This is a genomic window from Melioribacter sulfuriphilus (assembly GCF_052656625.1).
The window spans coordinates 159,152-177,692 of sequence record NZ_JBQXXK010000007.1 but is presented as its reverse complement, the minus strand read 5'-3'; the positions used below and the strand labels follow the sequence as shown (position 1 = coordinate 177,692).

Here is an 18,541-nt window from a genome sequence, read left to right as displayed (position 1 = left end):
GAGGGAATGTCGAGTTACAGGTATCCTACTGGTATAGGTTATCATGCATTACTATTATATAAGCATCTTTCTCGTATTGCTGACTGTTCAATAACAGATTATTCGACAATGAAATATTTTCCGAAAGGATTGAGAAAATTTGCAATTGATGCCTTAATTAACATTTTACATCCGTTTCGTAGATTTGATATAATACACTATCAAAATTACTATGTCCCCCTTATTAATTCCAAGAGTAAAAAAGTTGTAACAATTCATGATCTCGGTGTATTTTTCTATCCTGAAACTGTCCCTTTTATATATGTCAGTTATAATAGACATGCAATTAAGAAGGCGTTGAAGAGAGCTGATGGAATTATTACACCTTCACATTCAGTTAAAAACGAAATATTGAATATGTTTGGAAGTAAATTGGAAGAAAAATTATATGTTGCTTATGATGGTATTAGGGACCTATTTTTAATTTCCAATCCATCAATTCAACAGCTGAATAAATATAATTTAGAACCTTATAGTTACTATTTCTTTTTAGGAAGCTTGTCTAAAAGAAAAAATATGGAATTTTTGCTCAGATCTTTTATCAAGGCCAAAAAAGAAAAGATAATCGATAAAAATACTTTGCTTGTGCTGGGAGGCTTAAAATGGTGGAGATCTAGTGAATTCGTAGGACTAGTCACTAAAGAAAATGGAATACTGAGCCTTGGTTATGTTAATGATGAAGACATACCGGCATTGTACAAATTTAGTAGGGGATTTATTTTCCCTTCAATTTACGAAGGATTTGGTATGCCTATAATTGAAGCAATGAGTCAAAATGTTCCAATAATAATTTCAAACATACCAACCTCTATTGAGTTAAACATGAGACACAATAACCAGATGCTAGTTTTTGAATTAAAAAATGAGAGCTCGTTTTTAGAGGCCCTTCATAGAATTGATGTTAAAAACGAGGAGATACGCCGTAATTTGAATTATGGGGATCTATCTTTGTACAATTATCAAAATATTGCAAAGATACATCTGAATATTTATCAACAATTACACTGAAATTATAAAAATGTGATTAGAGCAGAGTTGGATAAAAGCGAAGAAAGAAGTATTAAGAAAAATTCTTTTTTTTCTTTTTTAACTACATCTCTTCGTGTTATAGCTAATTTTTTTCTCTTCTTGACCATAGCACGATTTTATGGACCGGAAGTGTTTGGACAATTCACTTATGCTTTTACTACAATCACAATTTTCCTTTACATCTCTGATTTTGGCATAGATATTTTGCTGGCAACAGAACTACCCAAAAATCGTTCTATCATTGATTCTATTTTCAATGAATTGTTTTCTATTAAAATTATTTTTATAGTCTTTTCATTTTCTTTACTCTTGGTGTATATAATCATTGTTGATATTGGTAAAGTAACTTCTGGATTACTTATTATTCTGAGTTTTTATTTAATTACATCATCTTTACTAAATTATTTTTTTGCTTTTTTCAAAGGTATAGAAAGATTAGAAATAGAGACAAAGGTTACATTTATTTATAATCTGTGTGTTATTGTTCTTATTGCTTTGCTCTACTTTTTCAATTTCAAAATTATTTATATAGCTCTTTCATTGGTAGTATTTAGGATTTTTTCTTTAGCTATAGCTTATTACGATTTATTACGTTTTATAAGCAGTATAAAAATTAAATTTGATTTTAGCTTAATCAATAAATATAGAAATAAGGTCAGTATATTCGGCTTGCATTATATTTTTAATTATTTATACTATAATATAGATACATTGTTATTGGCATATATACTTAATGAAAGGGCAGTAGGTATCTTTCAAGCTGCATTTAAGTTATTGGTTATTTTACTAATAATTCCTGAGATCATAAACAATGCTTTATTGCCAGCACTCTCAAGATTAAATAACGAAAACAAATTAGCCTGGGAAAAATATTCTTATTTATTTAATAAGTTCCTGATGATAATAATTTTTCCAGCAGCAATTATCATTTATCTGAATTCTAAAGATATAATAAATTTTGTTTATGATAATGATTTTAACAAATCCGCAGAGATTCTTAAGTATTATGTTTTAATTATTGCTATCCGGTTTCTTATAGAACCACTAGGCTTACTGCTTACGACAGCTAATAAGCAAAATTTACGAGCGTATACCGTCTTCATTGTAACCATAGTTAGTATTGTTATGAATATAATTTTTATTCACAAATATGGTGTACTCGGTTTAGTATGGACAGGATTCATAACAAATTTATTGATATTAATAACCTATATCTTTTTCAACTATAACATTTGTAAAAATTGGTATGTAAATAAAACAACGCTATCATTTTTTGTCTCTATAATAATACTTGCTCTTTTATTAGCCTATATTAAATCATTATTGATTCAATTTATTATTGCTATTATATATATATTTGTTTACGGTTACTTTATATTTTTAAATCGTGAAGAAAGAATTCTTATAAATCCTTTGAAATATAAGATTAAAACTAAATGAATGAAATCAGTTTATCTTTGTTTATATTACTTCTTTTTACATTAATATTTTCATTAACAAGAAAATTAGATCTTTTGTCACCGGGAAGGCTGTTTTCAGTTGTATGGATGCTATCAATAGGAGTTACACATCTCAAATTAAGTAGATTACAATTTGAATGGCCTGTAATTAGCTGGATCTACTTATTAATACCTGTGTTTTCTGTACTGGCTGGTATCTTTACTATGTATGTAATTTATTTTGATAAAGAAATTATACCGCTGACTTCAATTAGAAATAGATTGGGTAGTATTCAACTGAATGATAAAAAATTATCTCAATCCATTTTAATTTTGTTCTTAGTGTATGCAATTTCGTATTTAGCAATTTATTTATATTTAGGTTATGTCCCTCTTTTTACCAAATATCCTAATGAGGCTAGAACTAAATGGAGTCTATTCGGTGTTGGATTGCTTATTCATTTAGCTCCTCTAATTTTATATTTCATTGTTATTTATTTTGTAGTGACTAAAAAGAGATTCTTAAAGAAATCATTATTAGCTATTATCTTTTTAACTACGTTAGCTAGCTTCCTTTTTCTTTTACAAAGGTTTGGTTTGTTTATAACTATAATACTTTCTACTGTATTTATTTATTATGGAACAAATAAGTTTAACTATAAAACCTTTGTTATATTAATTATATTTTTGACTGGAATCTCTTATTTAATCCTTTCCTTAAGAGCTGGAAGTCTGATTCTTCAGTATTTTCATTATGTTTCTCAGATGAAATACAGTGCCGATTATTCGGTATTTACTGAACCATATATGTATATATCAATGAATTTAGAAAACTATGCATATGCAACTCCAAAATTAGAAGAATTTACTTATGGATTATCGTCGTTCGATTTTTTATTTGCTATAAGTGGCATAAAACACTGGCTGCATGAGTATATTAATTATATCGACAACCCTTATTTGATAAATTATAATTATAATACCTATGGTATGTTTTTTGTCAATTTTAGAGATTTCTATGTGTTCGGTATTATGATTTTACCTTATATATTTGGTTTAGTGTCTTCCTTCCTTTACTATAGGATGAGAATTCAACCTAATGTTAACACAATAACAATGTATGGTGTTTTTGTAATGGTTATTATGTTTTCTTTTTTTAATCCTATGCTCAGTTGGTTATTTTATATTTTTGATATTATAGTCTTATATATAACAACAATGTTTATTATTAGATAGTGTTGTATATGAACGTTGCTATCGATTCCAGGGTACTTAACAAAGGACTAACCGGTACTGGTCGCTATCTACAAAATATATTGGAGATGCTTCCTCAAGTTGATAGGTATAACGAATATTATTTGTTTACAACAGAAGAATTATATGTTGATACTAACTTCTATAAAATTATTAAGTATAACTCCGGTCTTCCTTATAAGTTATTTTCTCCATTTTGGATGAATATTGTTATACCAAAGTTCCTTAAAGAGTATAATATCGATGTTTTTGTTTCACCAAACATTATTTTACCATTTAAAAAAATTGGTAAAGTTAAATATATCACGGTAATTCATGACGTTATCCCATTCATATACAAAGAGTATTATTCTTTTAGTTATAGGTCTTATTTGAATATTGTTATCCCTCGTAGCCTGAAAGTGGCAGATAAGGTACTAACAGTATCAGAACATTCGAAACAAGATATTATTCGACTCTTTAATATTCCCAGTAATAAAATAGATGTTACTTACAATACAGCCAGCCAATGCTTTTATCCACTAAATGATGAATTGCATGAACAAAAATTTAGTTTTGAACTCCCAAATAAGTACTTATTGTATGTTGGTGCAATCGAGAAAAGAAAAAATGTCATTGGATTGATTAACATTATCGATGCTTTATGGAATAAGGGGTATAAATTACCATTAATCGTTGTTGGTAAAGCTAATTACGGTTATAACGAACTCAAAGGTGAACTTGAGAAGAGATATGATAAAATAATTATTGTTAATCATGTCAATGATGAAGAATTAAATATTCTCTACAACAAAGCATTTTTATTCCTTTTCCCTTCTTTTTACGAAGGCTTTGGCATACCACCCCTCGAAGCAATGAAATGTGGATTACCAGTAATAACTTCAAACACTTCGTCTTTGCCTGAAGTTGTTGGAGAAGGTGGCTTTACAATTGATCCCTTTGATGTTGACGCTTTTGTTCGCACTATTATACTATTAATCAATGATAACGACAAATATGTTTTAATGAAAAAGAGAGCCTTAGAACAGGCTGAAAAATTTGATATCCGTACTATAACACATAAATTTTATACCATAATAAATGATATGAAATCATGAAAGTTCTTCTTGTAATTACAAAATCCGAAATTGGCGGTGCGCAGGTATTTGTATTAAATCTCGCGAAAGAATTAAAAAAAAAAGGCGTAGATGTTACAGTTGCTGCTGGCGAAGGGGGATATCTTTTCGATGAATTAGAAAAGCATAATATCCAATATTATTATCTAAAATCTCTGAAACGCGATGTAAACCTTTTCAACGCCCTCTACTTTGTTTGTGATATTTATCGACTCTTGAAAAAGTACAAATTTCAGATAATACACCTAAATAGTACCAATACTTTGCTCTCTACAATATCGACTTTTTTTTTGAAGTACAAACCTAAGATAGTCTTTACTTTCCATGGTCTTTCTTTGCTGGATAAAAATTACCAGTCTCATAGAATTTTTAAGTTTATTACAAAATACTATTTCAAAGCATTGTCAGGATTATTGGACGCATCTGTTTTCGTAAGCGAAATAAATTTTAAAGAGGCAATTCGTTATAAAATCGTTAGTTCAGGCGAAGTAATTTATAATGGTCTTGCAGAAGAGGAAATGGAATATTTATCTAAAAAACAAGCTATTGAATTCTTCAGTAAACTCTGCAAGTATAATTTTGACGGCTGTTTTATTATCGGTTCTACAGGAAGGTTGTCGTACCAAAAAAATTATGATTTTTTAATAGATAACTTTGCTATTGTTAAAAAATATATACCAACGTTAAAAATAATTATAATTGGTGATGGACCTTTCGGTGCTCAGTACAAAAAGAAAATAGAAAATATGGGATTTGAAAAAGATTTCTTTTTAGTGGGAGCAATAAAAGAATCATACAAATATATTAAAGCTTTTGATCTTTTCGTCCTTCCTTCAAGGTACGAAGGCCTTTCGATAAGTTTACTGGAAGCGCTTTTTGCTGGCCTTCCAATACTTACTACTGACGTTGGAGGTAATCCAGAAATTATTAATAACGACTTTAGACAGCTCTATAAGTTGAATAATTTGAATGAATTTATGGAGAAATTATTATTTATAAAGGAAAATAAAGAAGAGATTATCAGATATAATTTATCTTTAAAATCAAAATTCGGATTGAATGTCATGACAGAAAAATATATGAATATTTATAAACGGCTATTAAATCAATAAATTTATGCACGACATTATAATTATAGGCGCGGGCATTGTAGGACTGGCTACAGGATTGAAAATTCTGGAATCAAATCCAGATTTAAAAATCCTGCTGATAGAAAAAGAATCACAGATTGCATCCCATCAAACTGGGAATAATAGCGGAGTAATTCATTCTGGTATCTATTATAAACCTGGAAGCCTAAAGGCACTGAATTGCAGACGGGGATACGATTTATTGCTTGAATTTTGCAACAAGCATAATATCGAGTATAAACTGACGGGCAAACTTATTATAGCCGTTAGCAGTGAACAAATTCCCTTGCTCGATAATATATACAAGCGAGGGATTGAAAATCGATTAACTGGATTGAAAATTATCAGCGAAGAAGAAATAAAAAAGATAGAGCCTAATGCCTCAGGAATCAAAGCTATTTACGTTCCTCAAACCGGTATTATCGATTTCAAAAAAGTTGCCCGGACTTATCTCGACAAAATACTCGAACTCAACGGAAAAATCGAACTGAACAGTTGCGTTAAGAATATTAGAATTAATACGGATAAATGCGAAGTAGTTACCGACAGAGGAACTTACATTTCAAAATTAGTGGTCTCCTGTGCAGGTTTACATTCAGACAGGATTGCTAAATTAACTCATCCGCAATTGGATTTACGTATAATTCCGTTCCGTGGTGAGTATTACAAAGTAAAAAATCATTCTATCGTTAATGGGCTTATTTATCCCGTGCCAAATCCTGCATTTCCGTTTCTTGGTGTTCATTTTACACGCATGATCAATGGCGAACTGGAAGCTGGTCCAAATGCTGTTCTGAGTTTTAAGCGAGAAGGTTATTCTAAATTCGATTTTAATCTTAAAGATAGTTTTGATATTTTTTCATGGCTTGGATTTTATAAAATTGCATTTAAATACTGGAAAGTGGGATTGGGCGAATTTTACCGCTCTTTTAGCAAAAGAGCATTTGTGGAAGAATTGAAAAAATTAGTGCCGTCAATAACTGCCGACGATTTGATTCCCGGCGGTGCTGGCGTTAGAGCTCAAGCTTGTAGCCGAAATGGAAATCTGCTCGACGACTTTTATATACTGGAAAGCAAAAGGGTCGTACACGTGTGCAATGCGCCTTCGCCTGCAGCAACAGCGTCGTTATCCATCGGCGAACAAATATCAAAATCAGTATTGAACAAACTATAGTTTCTCTCGGAGCAAAGTTTGAATAAAAAGACAGAAAAAATTCTTCTGCTCGTTACAGACTTTATAACAATTAATGTTGCCTGGTTTCTTTTCTTTTATTTACGAGTCAACACAGGCTGGTTCGAGCTGATATCTCAACCGGACTTTTTCCTTCCCATGCTTGCCGTTTATTTTTACTGGCTGTTAATTTTCATATTCGTCGGTATGTACCGTACGTGGTTTGCACTTTCGCGCTTCGACGAAATCTCGACTCTCTTCAAGGCTTCTTTCGTTGGAATCTTTATCCTTTTTTTCTTAATTGTAATGGACGACTATTCCACGAATGGCAGAATGTCATTTCGTCTTTTCATTCTTCTTTACTGGGGTATATTCCTATTTTTTGTCGGTTCGGGCAGACTCTTTGTACGAAGTTTACAGCGCCATCTTTTGATAAACGGTATTGGTCGTAGAAAAGCTCTAATTATCGGATTTAACGATAAGGCTAAGGAATTACTTCGTTCGATTAAACGCCACCCCGAATTTGGACTCGATGTCGTAGCTTTTGTTGCTCCTCAAAAAAAAGATACTGGCAATTCACACGACAATATTTACGTAAAAGGCACAATCGATGAACTCGAAAAAATTATAGGGCAGGATGAAATTCGTAATGTAATTATTGCGCTGGATAAACACGACGAAGATTTGATAATCAAGGTGATCGACAAATGTGATAGTACAAAAGTGGAAATTAAAATGGTTGCAGACCTCTACGATATAATAAGCGGGCAAGCCAGGATACTTCAACTTTATGGCTCCCCGTTAATCGACGTAATGCCGGAGTTAATGCCCGAATGGGAAAAGAAAATAAAACGGATAATGGATATCTTCTTCTCATTGCTTTTGCTCATCATAACTTCACCCGTAACAATTTTGGCTGCCATTGCAATTAAACTCGAAAGTGAAGGTCCTGTTTTCTATAAACAAGAACGTGTGGGCATGAACGGAAAAATTTTTAAGATAATTAAATTCCGTACAATGATTAAAGACGCCGAAAAACATACAGGGCCAGTCTGGTCTTCCAAAGGAGACCCACGAATTACTAAAGTAGGCAAATTTTTGCGTAAAGTACGATTGGACGAAATTCCTCAGGCAATCAATATTCTCAAAGGCGATATGAGTTTTGTAGGTCCTCGACCTGAAAGACCATTTTTTGTTGAGAAACTTTCCAGAGAGATTCCCTTGTATAAGAGAAGACTTAAAGTACGTCCTGGTCTAACAGGCTGGGCACAGGTAAAACATAAATACGACGAATCGATTGAAGACGTTAAAATTAAATTGCGTTACGATCTGTTTTATATAGAAAACATGAGTTTACGATTAGACTTCAAGATTATATTACGAACTGTTTTTGTCGTTTTATTCGGTAAAGGTCATTACGAATAATTATAGAAATTTAATTATGAAAACTCTTGTAATAATACCAACTTATAATGAACTCGATAATATCCGAAAGCTTGTTCCTTATATTCTGAATAAATACACCGATTTGAATATTTTAGTTGTCGACGATAATTCGCCCGACGGTACTTCGGATTATATAAAAGAACTTTCCGAAAAGGATAACAGAGTTTTCCTTATAAAAAGAGAAAAAAAATTGGGACTCGGGACGGCATACGTTGAAGGCTTTAAATTCATGCTTAAAAACGGATACGACGCCGTTATACAGATGGATGCCGATTTTTCGCACGATCCCGACGAAATTGAAAACTTTCTCGAGAAAATTAAAGAGTATGATCTGGTCATAGGCAGCCGCTATATAAATGGTGTAAGAGTAATCAATTGGCCTATTAGTCGTCTATTACTGAGTTACTTTGCAAATGTATACACACGAGTTATCACTCGTATGCCAGTCAAAGATGCCACTGGTGGATTCAAGTGTTTCAGACGGCAGGTGCTCGAATCAATTGATCTGGATAAGATTAAATCGAACGGATATTCGTTCCAGATAGAAATGAATTTCCATGCCTGGAAAAAGAATTTTAAGATTACGGAAATTCCAATAACTTTTGCCGACAGAGTGCAGGGCACTTCCAAAATGTCCCGTAAGATTGTACGCGAGGCAGTCTTTATGGTATGGAAACTTCGCTTTAAAAGTTTATTTGGATTGAATAACTAAAATGATCGACCTTTCGATTATCATAGTAAACTATAACGTTAAGGAATTCCTTCTTAATCTGCTCGAGTCGATACGAAAAGCCACAAATAACCTTTCCATTGAAGTAATTGTAGTTGACAATGCTTCTGAAGATGGAAGTGTGGAAGCAATTAAAGCGAAATTTCCTGAAGTTGTATTAATAGTCAATGAAAAAAACGTTGGATTTGGCGCAGCCAATAATATTGCGTTGAAAAAAGCACGGGGCAAATATCTTCTATTGCTTAATCCCGATACAATTGTAAAAGAAGATACTTTCAGTAAAATGATTGAATTCTTCGAAAAAAATCCCGATGCTGGAATTGCAGGTTGTAAAGTATTAAATCCAGATGGCACTCTTCAACTTGCTTGCAGACGCAGCTTTCCGGGTCCCTGGACATCTTTTACAAAAGTAATGGGTCTAAGTAGCCTCTTCCCAAAAAGCAAATTCTTTGCGAGATATAACCTGACTTATTTAGATGAAAATCAAACTTATGAAGTGGACGCTGTCAGTGGAGCCTTCTTGATGATGCGACGCGAAGTTTACGAAAAGATTGGAGGATTCGACCCACAATTTTTTATGTATGGCGAAGACCTAGATTTATGTTATCGTGCACAAAAGGCAGGCTACAAAGTTTACTATGTACATTCAACAGAAATATTTCATTACAAGGGCGAAAGCACAAAAAGGAGTAGCATTGACGAAACAAAATATTTTTACGACGCAATGCATCTCTTTGTTAAAAAGCATTTGTCTTCCTCCTTCATTATTCAGGGAATTTTAAGATTTGCTATATTTTTCAGAAAACTGATTACTTTTACAAATGTTTATAAACTTGTACTACTCAGTATCTTCTTTGATTTTGCTCTTATGTGCGGAGCAGTTTATCTCTCCGAGCAGATTTATGCAAATGAACACTGGCGCGGATTTCCGGACTACGCAAAACCATGGGTCTATTTTATCCCTTCATTGCTTCAAGTATTTATATCTAACATAGCAGGTGCTTACAAAAAAAATGCGATTTCAGTCCTGAGAAGTTTAATAGCACTTGTTTATGGATTGATTATCCTCTCAGCCCTGACTTATTTCTTCAAACAATTTGCTTTTAGCAGGGCAGTAGTTCTAATAACATACGGATTTTCTTTTGTTACTTTCTCTTTGTGGCGGGTAATTTTTAAGGTGTCTACCCGATTGGGACTTGTAAGTGAATCTCGCAAAGCGAGAACTCTTATCGTTGCTTCGCCTGCCCGAGCCGCCGAACTGGCTTCCAAATTAAAATCGAATATCATTTCTTTATATCAAGTTAAGGGATTAATTTCTACAGATAGAAAAAAAATTGGCGAAATTATCGGCGGATACAAAGTAATTGGTTCGCTTGATAATTTAAGAAAAATAATAGCCGAACATAAAATCGAAAAAGTGATCTTTTCTTCAGATGAAATTAACTATGACCAGATTTTTTTTGCCGTTTCCGAGTCGCAGGGATTAAATGTCGATTTTATGGTTTCTGGTAAAGAACTCGATTATCTTGTGGGGAAATCGTCTGTAACGATGCTCGAAGATATACCTCTTTTAAAAATTAATTATAACATTTCTTCATTTGGGCATCGCGTTACCAAACTTGTTTTCGATAAAATTTTGAGTTTAATCTTCATTTTGCTATTAATATATCCTTTTATATATTTAACCGAAAAATTCCGGAATAGAAAAAGCTCAAGAGGAGATTTTCGTAATTTTGTTCTACAGGTTCCTCTGGTGATCAGAGGAAAGAAAAGTTTTGTCGGTCCCAAAAATAAATCATATTACGGCGACCTCTACGTTGGCAAACCTGGATTGACGGGGTTCTGGTACGTAGAAAATATTAATCTGAATGACGAAGTTGAAGTAAAAAGTATGGACTTATTTTACGCAAAAAATCAAAATATTTGGCTCGATTTAGAAATAATCGGTAGGACATTTTCCAAAATGATTTTAAGGACGGAGTAATAATGGCAAGAAATATGCTCGATTTCGAAAAGCCAATTGTAGAATTGGAAAATAAAATCGAAGAAATGAAAAAATATGAAGGGCAACTCGACATATCGGGTGAAATAAAAAAATTAGAAGAAAAGGTTGAAGAGCTGAAAAAAAATATTTATCAGAATCTAACACGCTGGCAGAAAGTCCAGCTTGCACGCCACCCTGAACGACCTTCTACACTCGATTACATTTATATGATGACGAAAGATTTTGTGGAATTACACGGCGACAGACTTTTTAAAGACGATAAAGCAATTGTTGGCGGTTTTGCAAAACTCGACGAGTTGAAGGTCATGATAATCGGTCATCAAAAAGGGCGAGATACAAAATCGAATCTCTATCGTAATTTTGGTATGCCAAATCCAGAAGGATATCGCAAAGCACTTCGACTTATGAAACTTGCCGAAAAATTTAACAAGCCGGTTATTACAATGCTCGATACACCTGGTGCATATCCCGGATTAGAAGCTGAACAGAGAGGACAAGCAGAAGCCATTGCAAGAAATCTTCTTGAAATGAGCCGTCTTAGAGTGCCAATTATTGTGGTTATAATTGGTGAAGGCGCAAGTGGCGGTGCCCTCGGAATCGGAGTGGGCGACAGGATCCTTATGCTACAAAATACATGGTATTCCGTGATAAGTCCCGAATCCTGTTCCAGTATTCTATGGCGCAGCTGGGATTTCAAAGAACAGGCTGCCGAAGCTCTGAAACTAACAGCCGACGATCTTCTCGAACAAGGAATAATTGACAAAATTATTCCGGAACCTCTTGGAGGCGCTCATAAAGACCCACAGAAAATGGCCGATATTCTTAAATCAATTCTTATTGAAGAATTGAATGACCTGTTGAAAATTAAACCCGATAAATTAATTCAGTACAGACTGGAAAAATTCGGCAAGATGGGTGTTTACAAAGAATAATCCTTGATTAATTACAGCTACCGCAGATGATCTCTTTTACGACAGAAATTAGAGTACGATATGCCGACACAGATAAAATGCAATTTGTCTATAATGGCAAGTATCTCGAATATTTTGAAGTAGGTAGAACTGAACTTCTCCGTTCAACAGGACTGTCGTATTCTGAAGTTGAAGAAAACGGTTATCAACTTCCACTTATTGAAGCAAAAGTTCAGTACATTTCGCCTGCCAGGTATGACGATATACTTCAAATAACAGCATCGTTAAATGAACTTAATTCACCTCGCGTACATATTGAATATGAAATCAAACGTAAGGAAGACGGAACGCTTATTGCTAAAGGTTACACAACTCACGTTTTCATTAAAACCGATACTAAAAAGGCTGTGCGCCCACCGAAAATTTATGTAGATGCCCTGAAAAAATATTTTGAATAATTATCCCTGATGAAGTTTTTCGTTTTACATACTGAAACCTTTGTGCTAACATTTTAATGACTACCACACATAGATTAAACGCCCGAATGAATAAAAACATCTCGAAAATTAAGTACTCATTAACCAATAACTCCAAAAACCAAGCACTTCGAAACAAAGAACTAAGCACCCCAAAACCAAGAACCCCAAAACAAAGAACAAAGCACCCAGAACCAAGCATAAAACAACTTTGAATTAAGTAGAAAGAGTTTACACAACACTTCGAAGTTATCTCAATAATTTTTTGTAACTTTTAATTATAATTTTCAGTCTGCTATGTTCGATAAAATAAAAGAATTAACTAAAGACACTGCTATTTATGGTATAAGCACAATTGTAGGCAGATTTCTAAATTTTCTGCTTGTACCTTTTTACACTAATGTTTTCGAACCGCAAGGTGTAGGAATTTATTCGAACATTTACGCTTATATTGCATTTTTAAATGTGGTGTTCATTTATGGGATGGATGCGGCATTTATGAAGTATAATTCCGCCGCAAACGAAAAGGATAAAAAGCTGACATATTCAACCGCTTACCTATTTCTTGCATTCACATCGCTTATATTATCGGCTCTTCTTTTTGTGTGTAGAAACGGTATGATTCAACTGATGGAAATTCCGCATTCTTACGAGGTTCTCTATAATTATCTGATATTTATAATTCTTTTCGATACACTCGCGATAGTTCCATTTGCAAATTTGAGACTTCAGAGAAAATCGATCAAATTCACTTTAATAAAACTTGGAAATATCTCATTAAACATATTGCTCAATCTTATTCTCATTCTCAAATTTAAGATGGGTATTGAAGCAATATTTATAGCCAATCTGGCAGCGTCGGCTTTTTCGTTTATTGTATTGATACCCGATATTTATAGAAATTTTGAATTTCGAGTCGACTCAAAGTATCTGAAGTTAATGTTGAAATTTGCCGTACCGTATCTGCCGGCAAGTATGGCTGCCACGCTGGTTCAGGTGGTTGACCGCCCGATTGTACTGGCATTGACAGACGAGAAAACACTCGGTATTTATCAAGCCAGTTATAAACTTGGGATCTTTATGATGCTGATTGTGCAAATGTTCCAGTTTGCCTGGCAGCCTTTTTTATTGATCAACTCGAAAGAAGAAAATGCTAAGGAAATATTTGCCAAAGTTTTGACTCTATTTTTAATTGCTTCATCGTTGCTCTGGGTTATTTTGTCGTTATTTATTGATGAGATTGCCACAATTCGTTTCTGGAGCGGTGTAAGTCTCATCGGTTATAAATACTGGAGTGGACTGGTAATAGTGCCGATAATTTTACTGGCATATATTTTCCATGGAATGTATGTCAATTTTCAGGCAGGTCTCTACATTGAGGAAAAAACGAAATATTTTCCGATTGTGACTGGTAGCGGAGCGCTTGTCAATATTGCATCAAACTACATATTGATACCTTATATGGGAATAATGGGAGCAGCACTGGCCACCCTTTTAAGTTATATTACAATGGCATTAACGCTCTTTTACTTTTCTCAAAAAGTTTACCACATTAAATATGAATACGCTAAGATAGCAAGAGTATTGTTTTTGATTTTTATAACTTCAGTTGCATATTACATTCTATACTATCAGGGGATATTGAACGTTCAGATTAAAATTCTTTTTCTGCTGGTTTATGTTGTTATGCTGTTTATAACAAAAGTTGTCGATTTAAATGAACTACTTTTTTTGACAAAGCGTCTCGTAATCAGGAAATAAATTCCCCCTAAATTTTTCTGCTAATTTTTGTACCTTTGTTCTTAATCTCTCTTGGGTTTTAACATAAACAAATCAATTAATTGTGGAACTATTGTGGAAAAAGTTCAAATAAAAATTCAAAGAATAGACAAAAAATTTAATGATATAGAATTACCCGCCTATGCAACTTCGGGAAGCAGCGGACTCGATCTAAGAGCCGCCGTAGAAGATAGAATTGTAGTCGAAAAGGGGAAAGTGGCGCTCGTGCCGACCAATTTACGAATTGAAATTCCTTCTGGCTACGAAGTTCAGATACGACCGCGCAGTGGACTGGCTGCTAAACACGGTATTGGAGTTCTAAATTCGCCCGGCACAATCGATTCGGATTACAGAGGTGAAATTAAAGTTATTCTTTTCAATTTTGGTGATTCGGATTTCGTTATTAGTAGAGGTGACCGGATAGCACAAATGGTTATATCAAAAGTATATTGCGCCGAAATTATTGAAACTGAGCACCTCAATGCCAGCACTCGCGGAGAAGGTGGTTTTGGTCACACGGGCAGCAAATAAGGAGAAGTGTATTAATGTCAGATTTTATTCATCTTCACAATCACTCGCATTACAGCTTGCAGGATGGAGCCTGCACAGTTGAGGATTTGATTGAGGCAGCAGTTAAAAATAATATGCATGCCGTTGCTTTAACGGATCACGGCGTGATGTTCGGTGCCCTTCAGTTTTATAAAAAAGCAATTAAAGCTGGAATCAAACCAATTATTGGAATGGAGGCTTACGTCGATTTTGAAAAAAGCCGTTTCGACAAAAAAGTCGATGCAGTCGACGGCAGAAAACGTTCTAAGCATTATAACCATCTTCTTCTGCTCGCAAAAAATGAGGTCGGTTATAAGAACCTTATGAAAATTTCAACAATCGGTCATACTGAAGGATTTTATTATAAACCACGAATCGATTGGGAAGTATTAAGCAAATATAAAGATGGTTTAATTTGCACTTCGGCATGTCCTGCCGGCCCAATTTCGACTCCGCTCATCAATAACGAATGGGATAAAGCCAGAGAGATTGCTATTAAACTTAAGGAATTGTTCGGCGAGGATTTTTATCTTGAAATTCAAAATCACGGAATGGAGATCGAAAAACCAATTCTGGAAGGCATGCCAAAATTAGCAAATGAACTTGGCATTAAGTTAGTTGCAACTAACGATACTCATTACATCGAAAAAGAACATGCAATATCTCATAACATTCTTATCATGCTCGGCGATAAATCGAGCAACTCGAATTATGAAGAATTGAGATATGGCACCGATCAAATCTATTTCAAATCTGCCGACGAGATGAAAAAAGTTTTGGGCAAATATAAAGGTGCAATCGAAAACACACTCGAAATTGAAGAAAAGATAAATCTTAAACTCGAATTCAAAGGTCACCACTATCCGGTCTTCCCTATACCCAAAGATTCCAATGCAAAAACGCTCGAAGAGTATTTAACTCAACTGGCATACGAAGGATTACATAAACGTTTCAAAAAAGTAACGAGAGAAATCGAAGATAGAATGAAGTATGAGCTTGACGTAATTATTAAAATGGGTTATGCGGGTTACTTTCTTATTGTACAGGATTTTATTAATGCCTCCAGAAAAAGGGGAATACCGGTTGGTCCTGGCAGAGGTAGTGCAGCCGGCAGTCTCGTGGCCTACTTACTCGGAATAACTAATGTTAATCCGCTGGAATACGACCTGTTGTTTGAACGATTTCTAAATCCAGAAAGAAGATCGATGCCCGATATCGATGTCGACTTTGCCGACGATAAGCGAGGCGAGGTTATTAATTATGTCAAAGAAAAATACGGCGAAAATTCTGTTGCTCAGATTATTACATTCAACCGCTTATCTTCCAAGCAGGTCATCAGGGATGTTGCGCGTGTTCTTAAAATACCAATTCCTCAGGTGGATAATATCACAAAATACATTCCCTCAAAATTCGGTAAAGTGTATACTATAGAACAGGCTTTGAAAGAAGTGCCCGAATTACAATGGCTCAACACAACTACCGATCCGATGATGCAGGAGTTAATCAAGCATGCGAAAATACTCGAGGGAATGAATCGTAACGCCTCGAAACACGCTGCGGGTGTTGTAATTACTCCAGGTGAAGTTAGTGATTATGTCCCACTTGCAATTTACGGCGAGCAAGGAGAAACTGCCACAGTAACTCAATTCAACATGAAGGACCTCGAAGAGGCTGGCCTTCTAAAAATGGATTTTCTCGGTCTGGATACTCTTTCGATCATCAGAGATACGATCGAACTTGTAAAACAAAATCGAGGAATTGAAATCGACATCGAGAATATTCCGACAGACGACGAAAAAACATTCGAACTTTTTGGCAAAGGGCAAACTACTGCAGTATTTCAATTTGAATCCGCTCCGATGAGAGAATACTTACGTAAGCTTAAGCCTAACAGCATTAAAGACCTTGCTGCAATGAATGCTCTCTATCGTCCCGGTCCGATGCAGTACATCGATGATTTCATCGACAGAAAGCACGGCAGGAAAGAAATTACTTATCTTCATCCCATACTCGAACCAATTCTTAAAGAAACCTATGGAATAATTGTCTATCAGGAGCAGGTAATTCAGATTGCAAATAAAGTTGCAGGTATGAGTCTTGCCGAGGCAGATCTTCTGCGTAGGGCAATGGGTAAGAAAGACCTCGAGGCAATGAAGGAGCAGCGCGATAAATTTATTAAAGGTGCCGTCGAAAATAATATCGATAAAAAAATTGCCGAAGAAATTTTTGAAGCTATCGACAAATTTGCCAATTACGGATTTAATAAAAGTCATGCGGTTGCATATAGTGTTGTGGCCTATCAAACGGCTTATTTGAAAGCCCATTTCCTCGAAGAATTTTTAGCTGCCAACCTTTCGAATAAATTCGACAGCACTGATAAAATAACAATACTACTCGATGATTGCCGAAAGCTAGGTGTCGAAGTGATGTCACCTGATATTAATCATCCTACGGTTAACTTTCAGGTGAAGAATAAAAAAATAATTTTTGGTATGGCAGCAATTAAAAACGTAGGTATCCAGGCTGTTGAAGAAATTAAAAAAGCACATGAAAATCTCGGCAGGGATTTTACAAGTATCTATGATTTTTGCTCACACGTTGATACGCGGATAGTTAATAAACGAGCAATCGAAGGACTTGTATTGGCTGGAGCTTTTGATTCACTTGGAGGAACTCGCTCGCAGTATTATGCAGCGATCGAAGAAGCTATCGAAATCGGGGCAAAAATTAAAGCAGCCCGCGAGTTACATTCAAACAGTCTATTTGCAGATGCTTCTGAAGATTTTACTTATGAAGAGCCTCCTTTGCCAGACGTCGAACCGTGGGACAGTAAAGAAAGACTGGCCAAAGAACGACAGGTGCTCGGTTTTTATTTGAGCGATCATCCCCTTAATAAATATGATATAGAGTACAGATCGTTTGCAACTTTCCATCTCGATGCCGAGCACGATACGATTACGAATGACATTGTAAGAGCATGCGGTGTGGTTACTGATGTGAGCATAAGAACCGACAAGAAAGGTAAACAGATGGCCTTCTTTAGGCTCGATGACTATTACGGAAGTTGTGAATGTATTATGTTTGCCAAAGCATATTCTGAATTTGGTAAATTAATCGAGTCAGAATCAACGGTAATTGTTATAGGAAAAGCTGAAAGTAGTGGAGATGCGGTTAAACTCCAGGTCGACGAAGCCTACGACCTTGCCGATGCAAGAAACAAATTGACAAGAAGACTCGGATTAATTTTGAATTCAAGATTACACAATGAATCAACAGTAGATAAACTTCATGATCTATTTGATACTTTCAGTGGTAGCATTCCCGTAATGATTAGAATAAAAAAAAATGGTAATCACAAAGACTACACGAGCGATTATCAGGTCGAATTGAAAGACGAGTTGATCGAAGAATTGAAAAAACTTTTGGGGAACGACAACATTATTTATTTAACATCATAATAAAAATTTA

The 18,541-nt window shown here is 34.6% G+C and carries 14 protein-coding genes; all 14 read left to right on the top strand.

All coding sequences use genetic code 11. The features are described from left to right. Nucleotides 1-6: 6 nt before the first annotated feature. The 14 genes from ACUN8G_RS10900 (at nt 7) to dnaE (ending at nt 18,531) form a co-directional block, all read left to right on the top strand. Entirely contained in the window at nt 7-1,047 is a 1,041-nt protein-coding gene (locus ACUN8G_RS10900) for a glycosyltransferase family 4 protein (RefSeq protein ID WP_445480939.1), read from the top strand. A gap of 27 nt (nt 1,048-1,074) precedes the next feature. Further along, nucleotides 1,075-2,508 carry a flippase gene (locus ACUN8G_RS10895; RefSeq protein WP_437347409.1) on the top strand — a complete coding sequence of 478 codons (1,434 nt, stop codon included), beginning with the start codon at nt 1,075-1,077 and terminating at the stop codon, nt 2,506-2,508. Next, nucleotides 2,505-3,743 carry an O-antigen polymerase gene (locus ACUN8G_RS10890; protein WP_437347410.1) on the top strand — a complete coding sequence of 413 codons (1,239 nt, stop codon included), beginning with the start codon at nt 2,505-2,507 and terminating at the stop codon, nt 3,741-3,743. The genes ACUN8G_RS10895 and ACUN8G_RS10890 overlap by 4 nt, the downstream gene beginning before the upstream one ends. An 8-nt stretch (nt 3,744-3,751) precedes the next feature. Beyond that, nucleotides 3,752-4,858 carry a glycosyltransferase family 4 protein gene (locus tag ACUN8G_RS10885; protein WP_437347411.1) on the top strand — a complete coding sequence of 369 codons (1,107 nt, stop codon included), beginning with the start codon at nt 3,752-3,754 and terminating at the stop codon, nt 4,856-4,858. Further along, complete coding sequence (locus tag ACUN8G_RS10880; RefSeq protein ID WP_437347412.1) at nt 4,855-5,988, top strand: glycosyltransferase; 1,134 nt, start codon at nt 4,855-4,857, stop codon at nt 5,986-5,988. The genes ACUN8G_RS10885 and ACUN8G_RS10880 overlap by 4 nt, the downstream gene beginning before the upstream one ends. A gap of 4 nt (nt 5,989-5,992) precedes the next feature. After that, entirely contained in the window at nt 5,993-7,180 is a 1,188-nt protein-coding gene (gene lhgD, locus ACUN8G_RS10875) for an L-2-hydroxyglutarate dehydrogenase (RefSeq protein WP_437347413.1), read from the top strand. An 18-nt stretch (nt 7,181-7,198) separates the two neighbouring features. Next, nucleotides 7,199-8,602, top strand: coding sequence for a sugar transferase (locus ACUN8G_RS10870; RefSeq protein ID WP_437347414.1), 1,404 nt, complete (start codon nt 7,199-7,201; stop codon nt 8,600-8,602). Between the two features lie 16 nt (nt 8,603-8,618). Next, on the top strand, nt 8,619-9,335 hold the full coding sequence (locus ACUN8G_RS10865) for a polyprenol monophosphomannose synthase (protein ID WP_437347415.1): 717 nt from the start codon (nt 8,619-8,621) through the stop codon (nt 9,333-9,335). A gap of 1 nt (nt 9,336) precedes the next feature. Further along, nucleotides 9,337-11,337: a glycosyltransferase gene (locus ACUN8G_RS10860; RefSeq protein ID WP_437347416.1), complete on the top strand. Its 2,001-nt coding sequence runs from the start codon at nt 9,337-9,339 to the stop codon at nt 11,335-11,337. Between the two features lie 2 nt (nt 11,338-11,339). Next, the gene (locus ACUN8G_RS10855; RefSeq protein WP_437347417.1) at nt 11,340-12,290 is read left to right on the top strand and encodes an acetyl-CoA carboxylase carboxyltransferase subunit alpha; all 951 of its coding nucleotides are present in this window, start codon (nt 11,340-11,342) and stop codon (nt 12,288-12,290) included. A 26-nt stretch (nt 12,291-12,316) separates the two neighbouring features. Then, the gene (locus ACUN8G_RS10850; protein WP_437347418.1) at nt 12,317-12,727 is read left to right on the top strand and encodes an acyl-CoA thioesterase; all 411 of its coding nucleotides are present in this window, start codon (nt 12,317-12,319) and stop codon (nt 12,725-12,727) included. A gap of 315 nt (nt 12,728-13,042) precedes the next feature. Beyond that, entirely contained in the window at nt 13,043-14,506 is a 1,464-nt protein-coding gene (locus ACUN8G_RS10845) for a lipopolysaccharide biosynthesis protein (RefSeq protein WP_437347419.1), read from the top strand. A gap of 93 nt (nt 14,507-14,599) precedes the next feature. Then, nucleotides 14,600-15,055 (top strand): dUTP diphosphatase, encoded by a 456-nt coding sequence (dut, locus tag ACUN8G_RS10840; RefSeq protein ID WP_437347420.1) that lies wholly within the window; start codon nt 14,600-14,602, stop codon nt 15,053-15,055. Between the two features lie 14 nt (nt 15,056-15,069). After that, complete coding sequence (dnaE, locus tag ACUN8G_RS10835) at nt 15,070-18,531, top strand: DNA polymerase III subunit alpha (protein ID WP_437347421.1); 3,462 nt, start codon at nt 15,070-15,072, stop codon at nt 18,529-18,531. Nucleotides 18,532-18,541 lie beyond the last annotated feature (10 nt).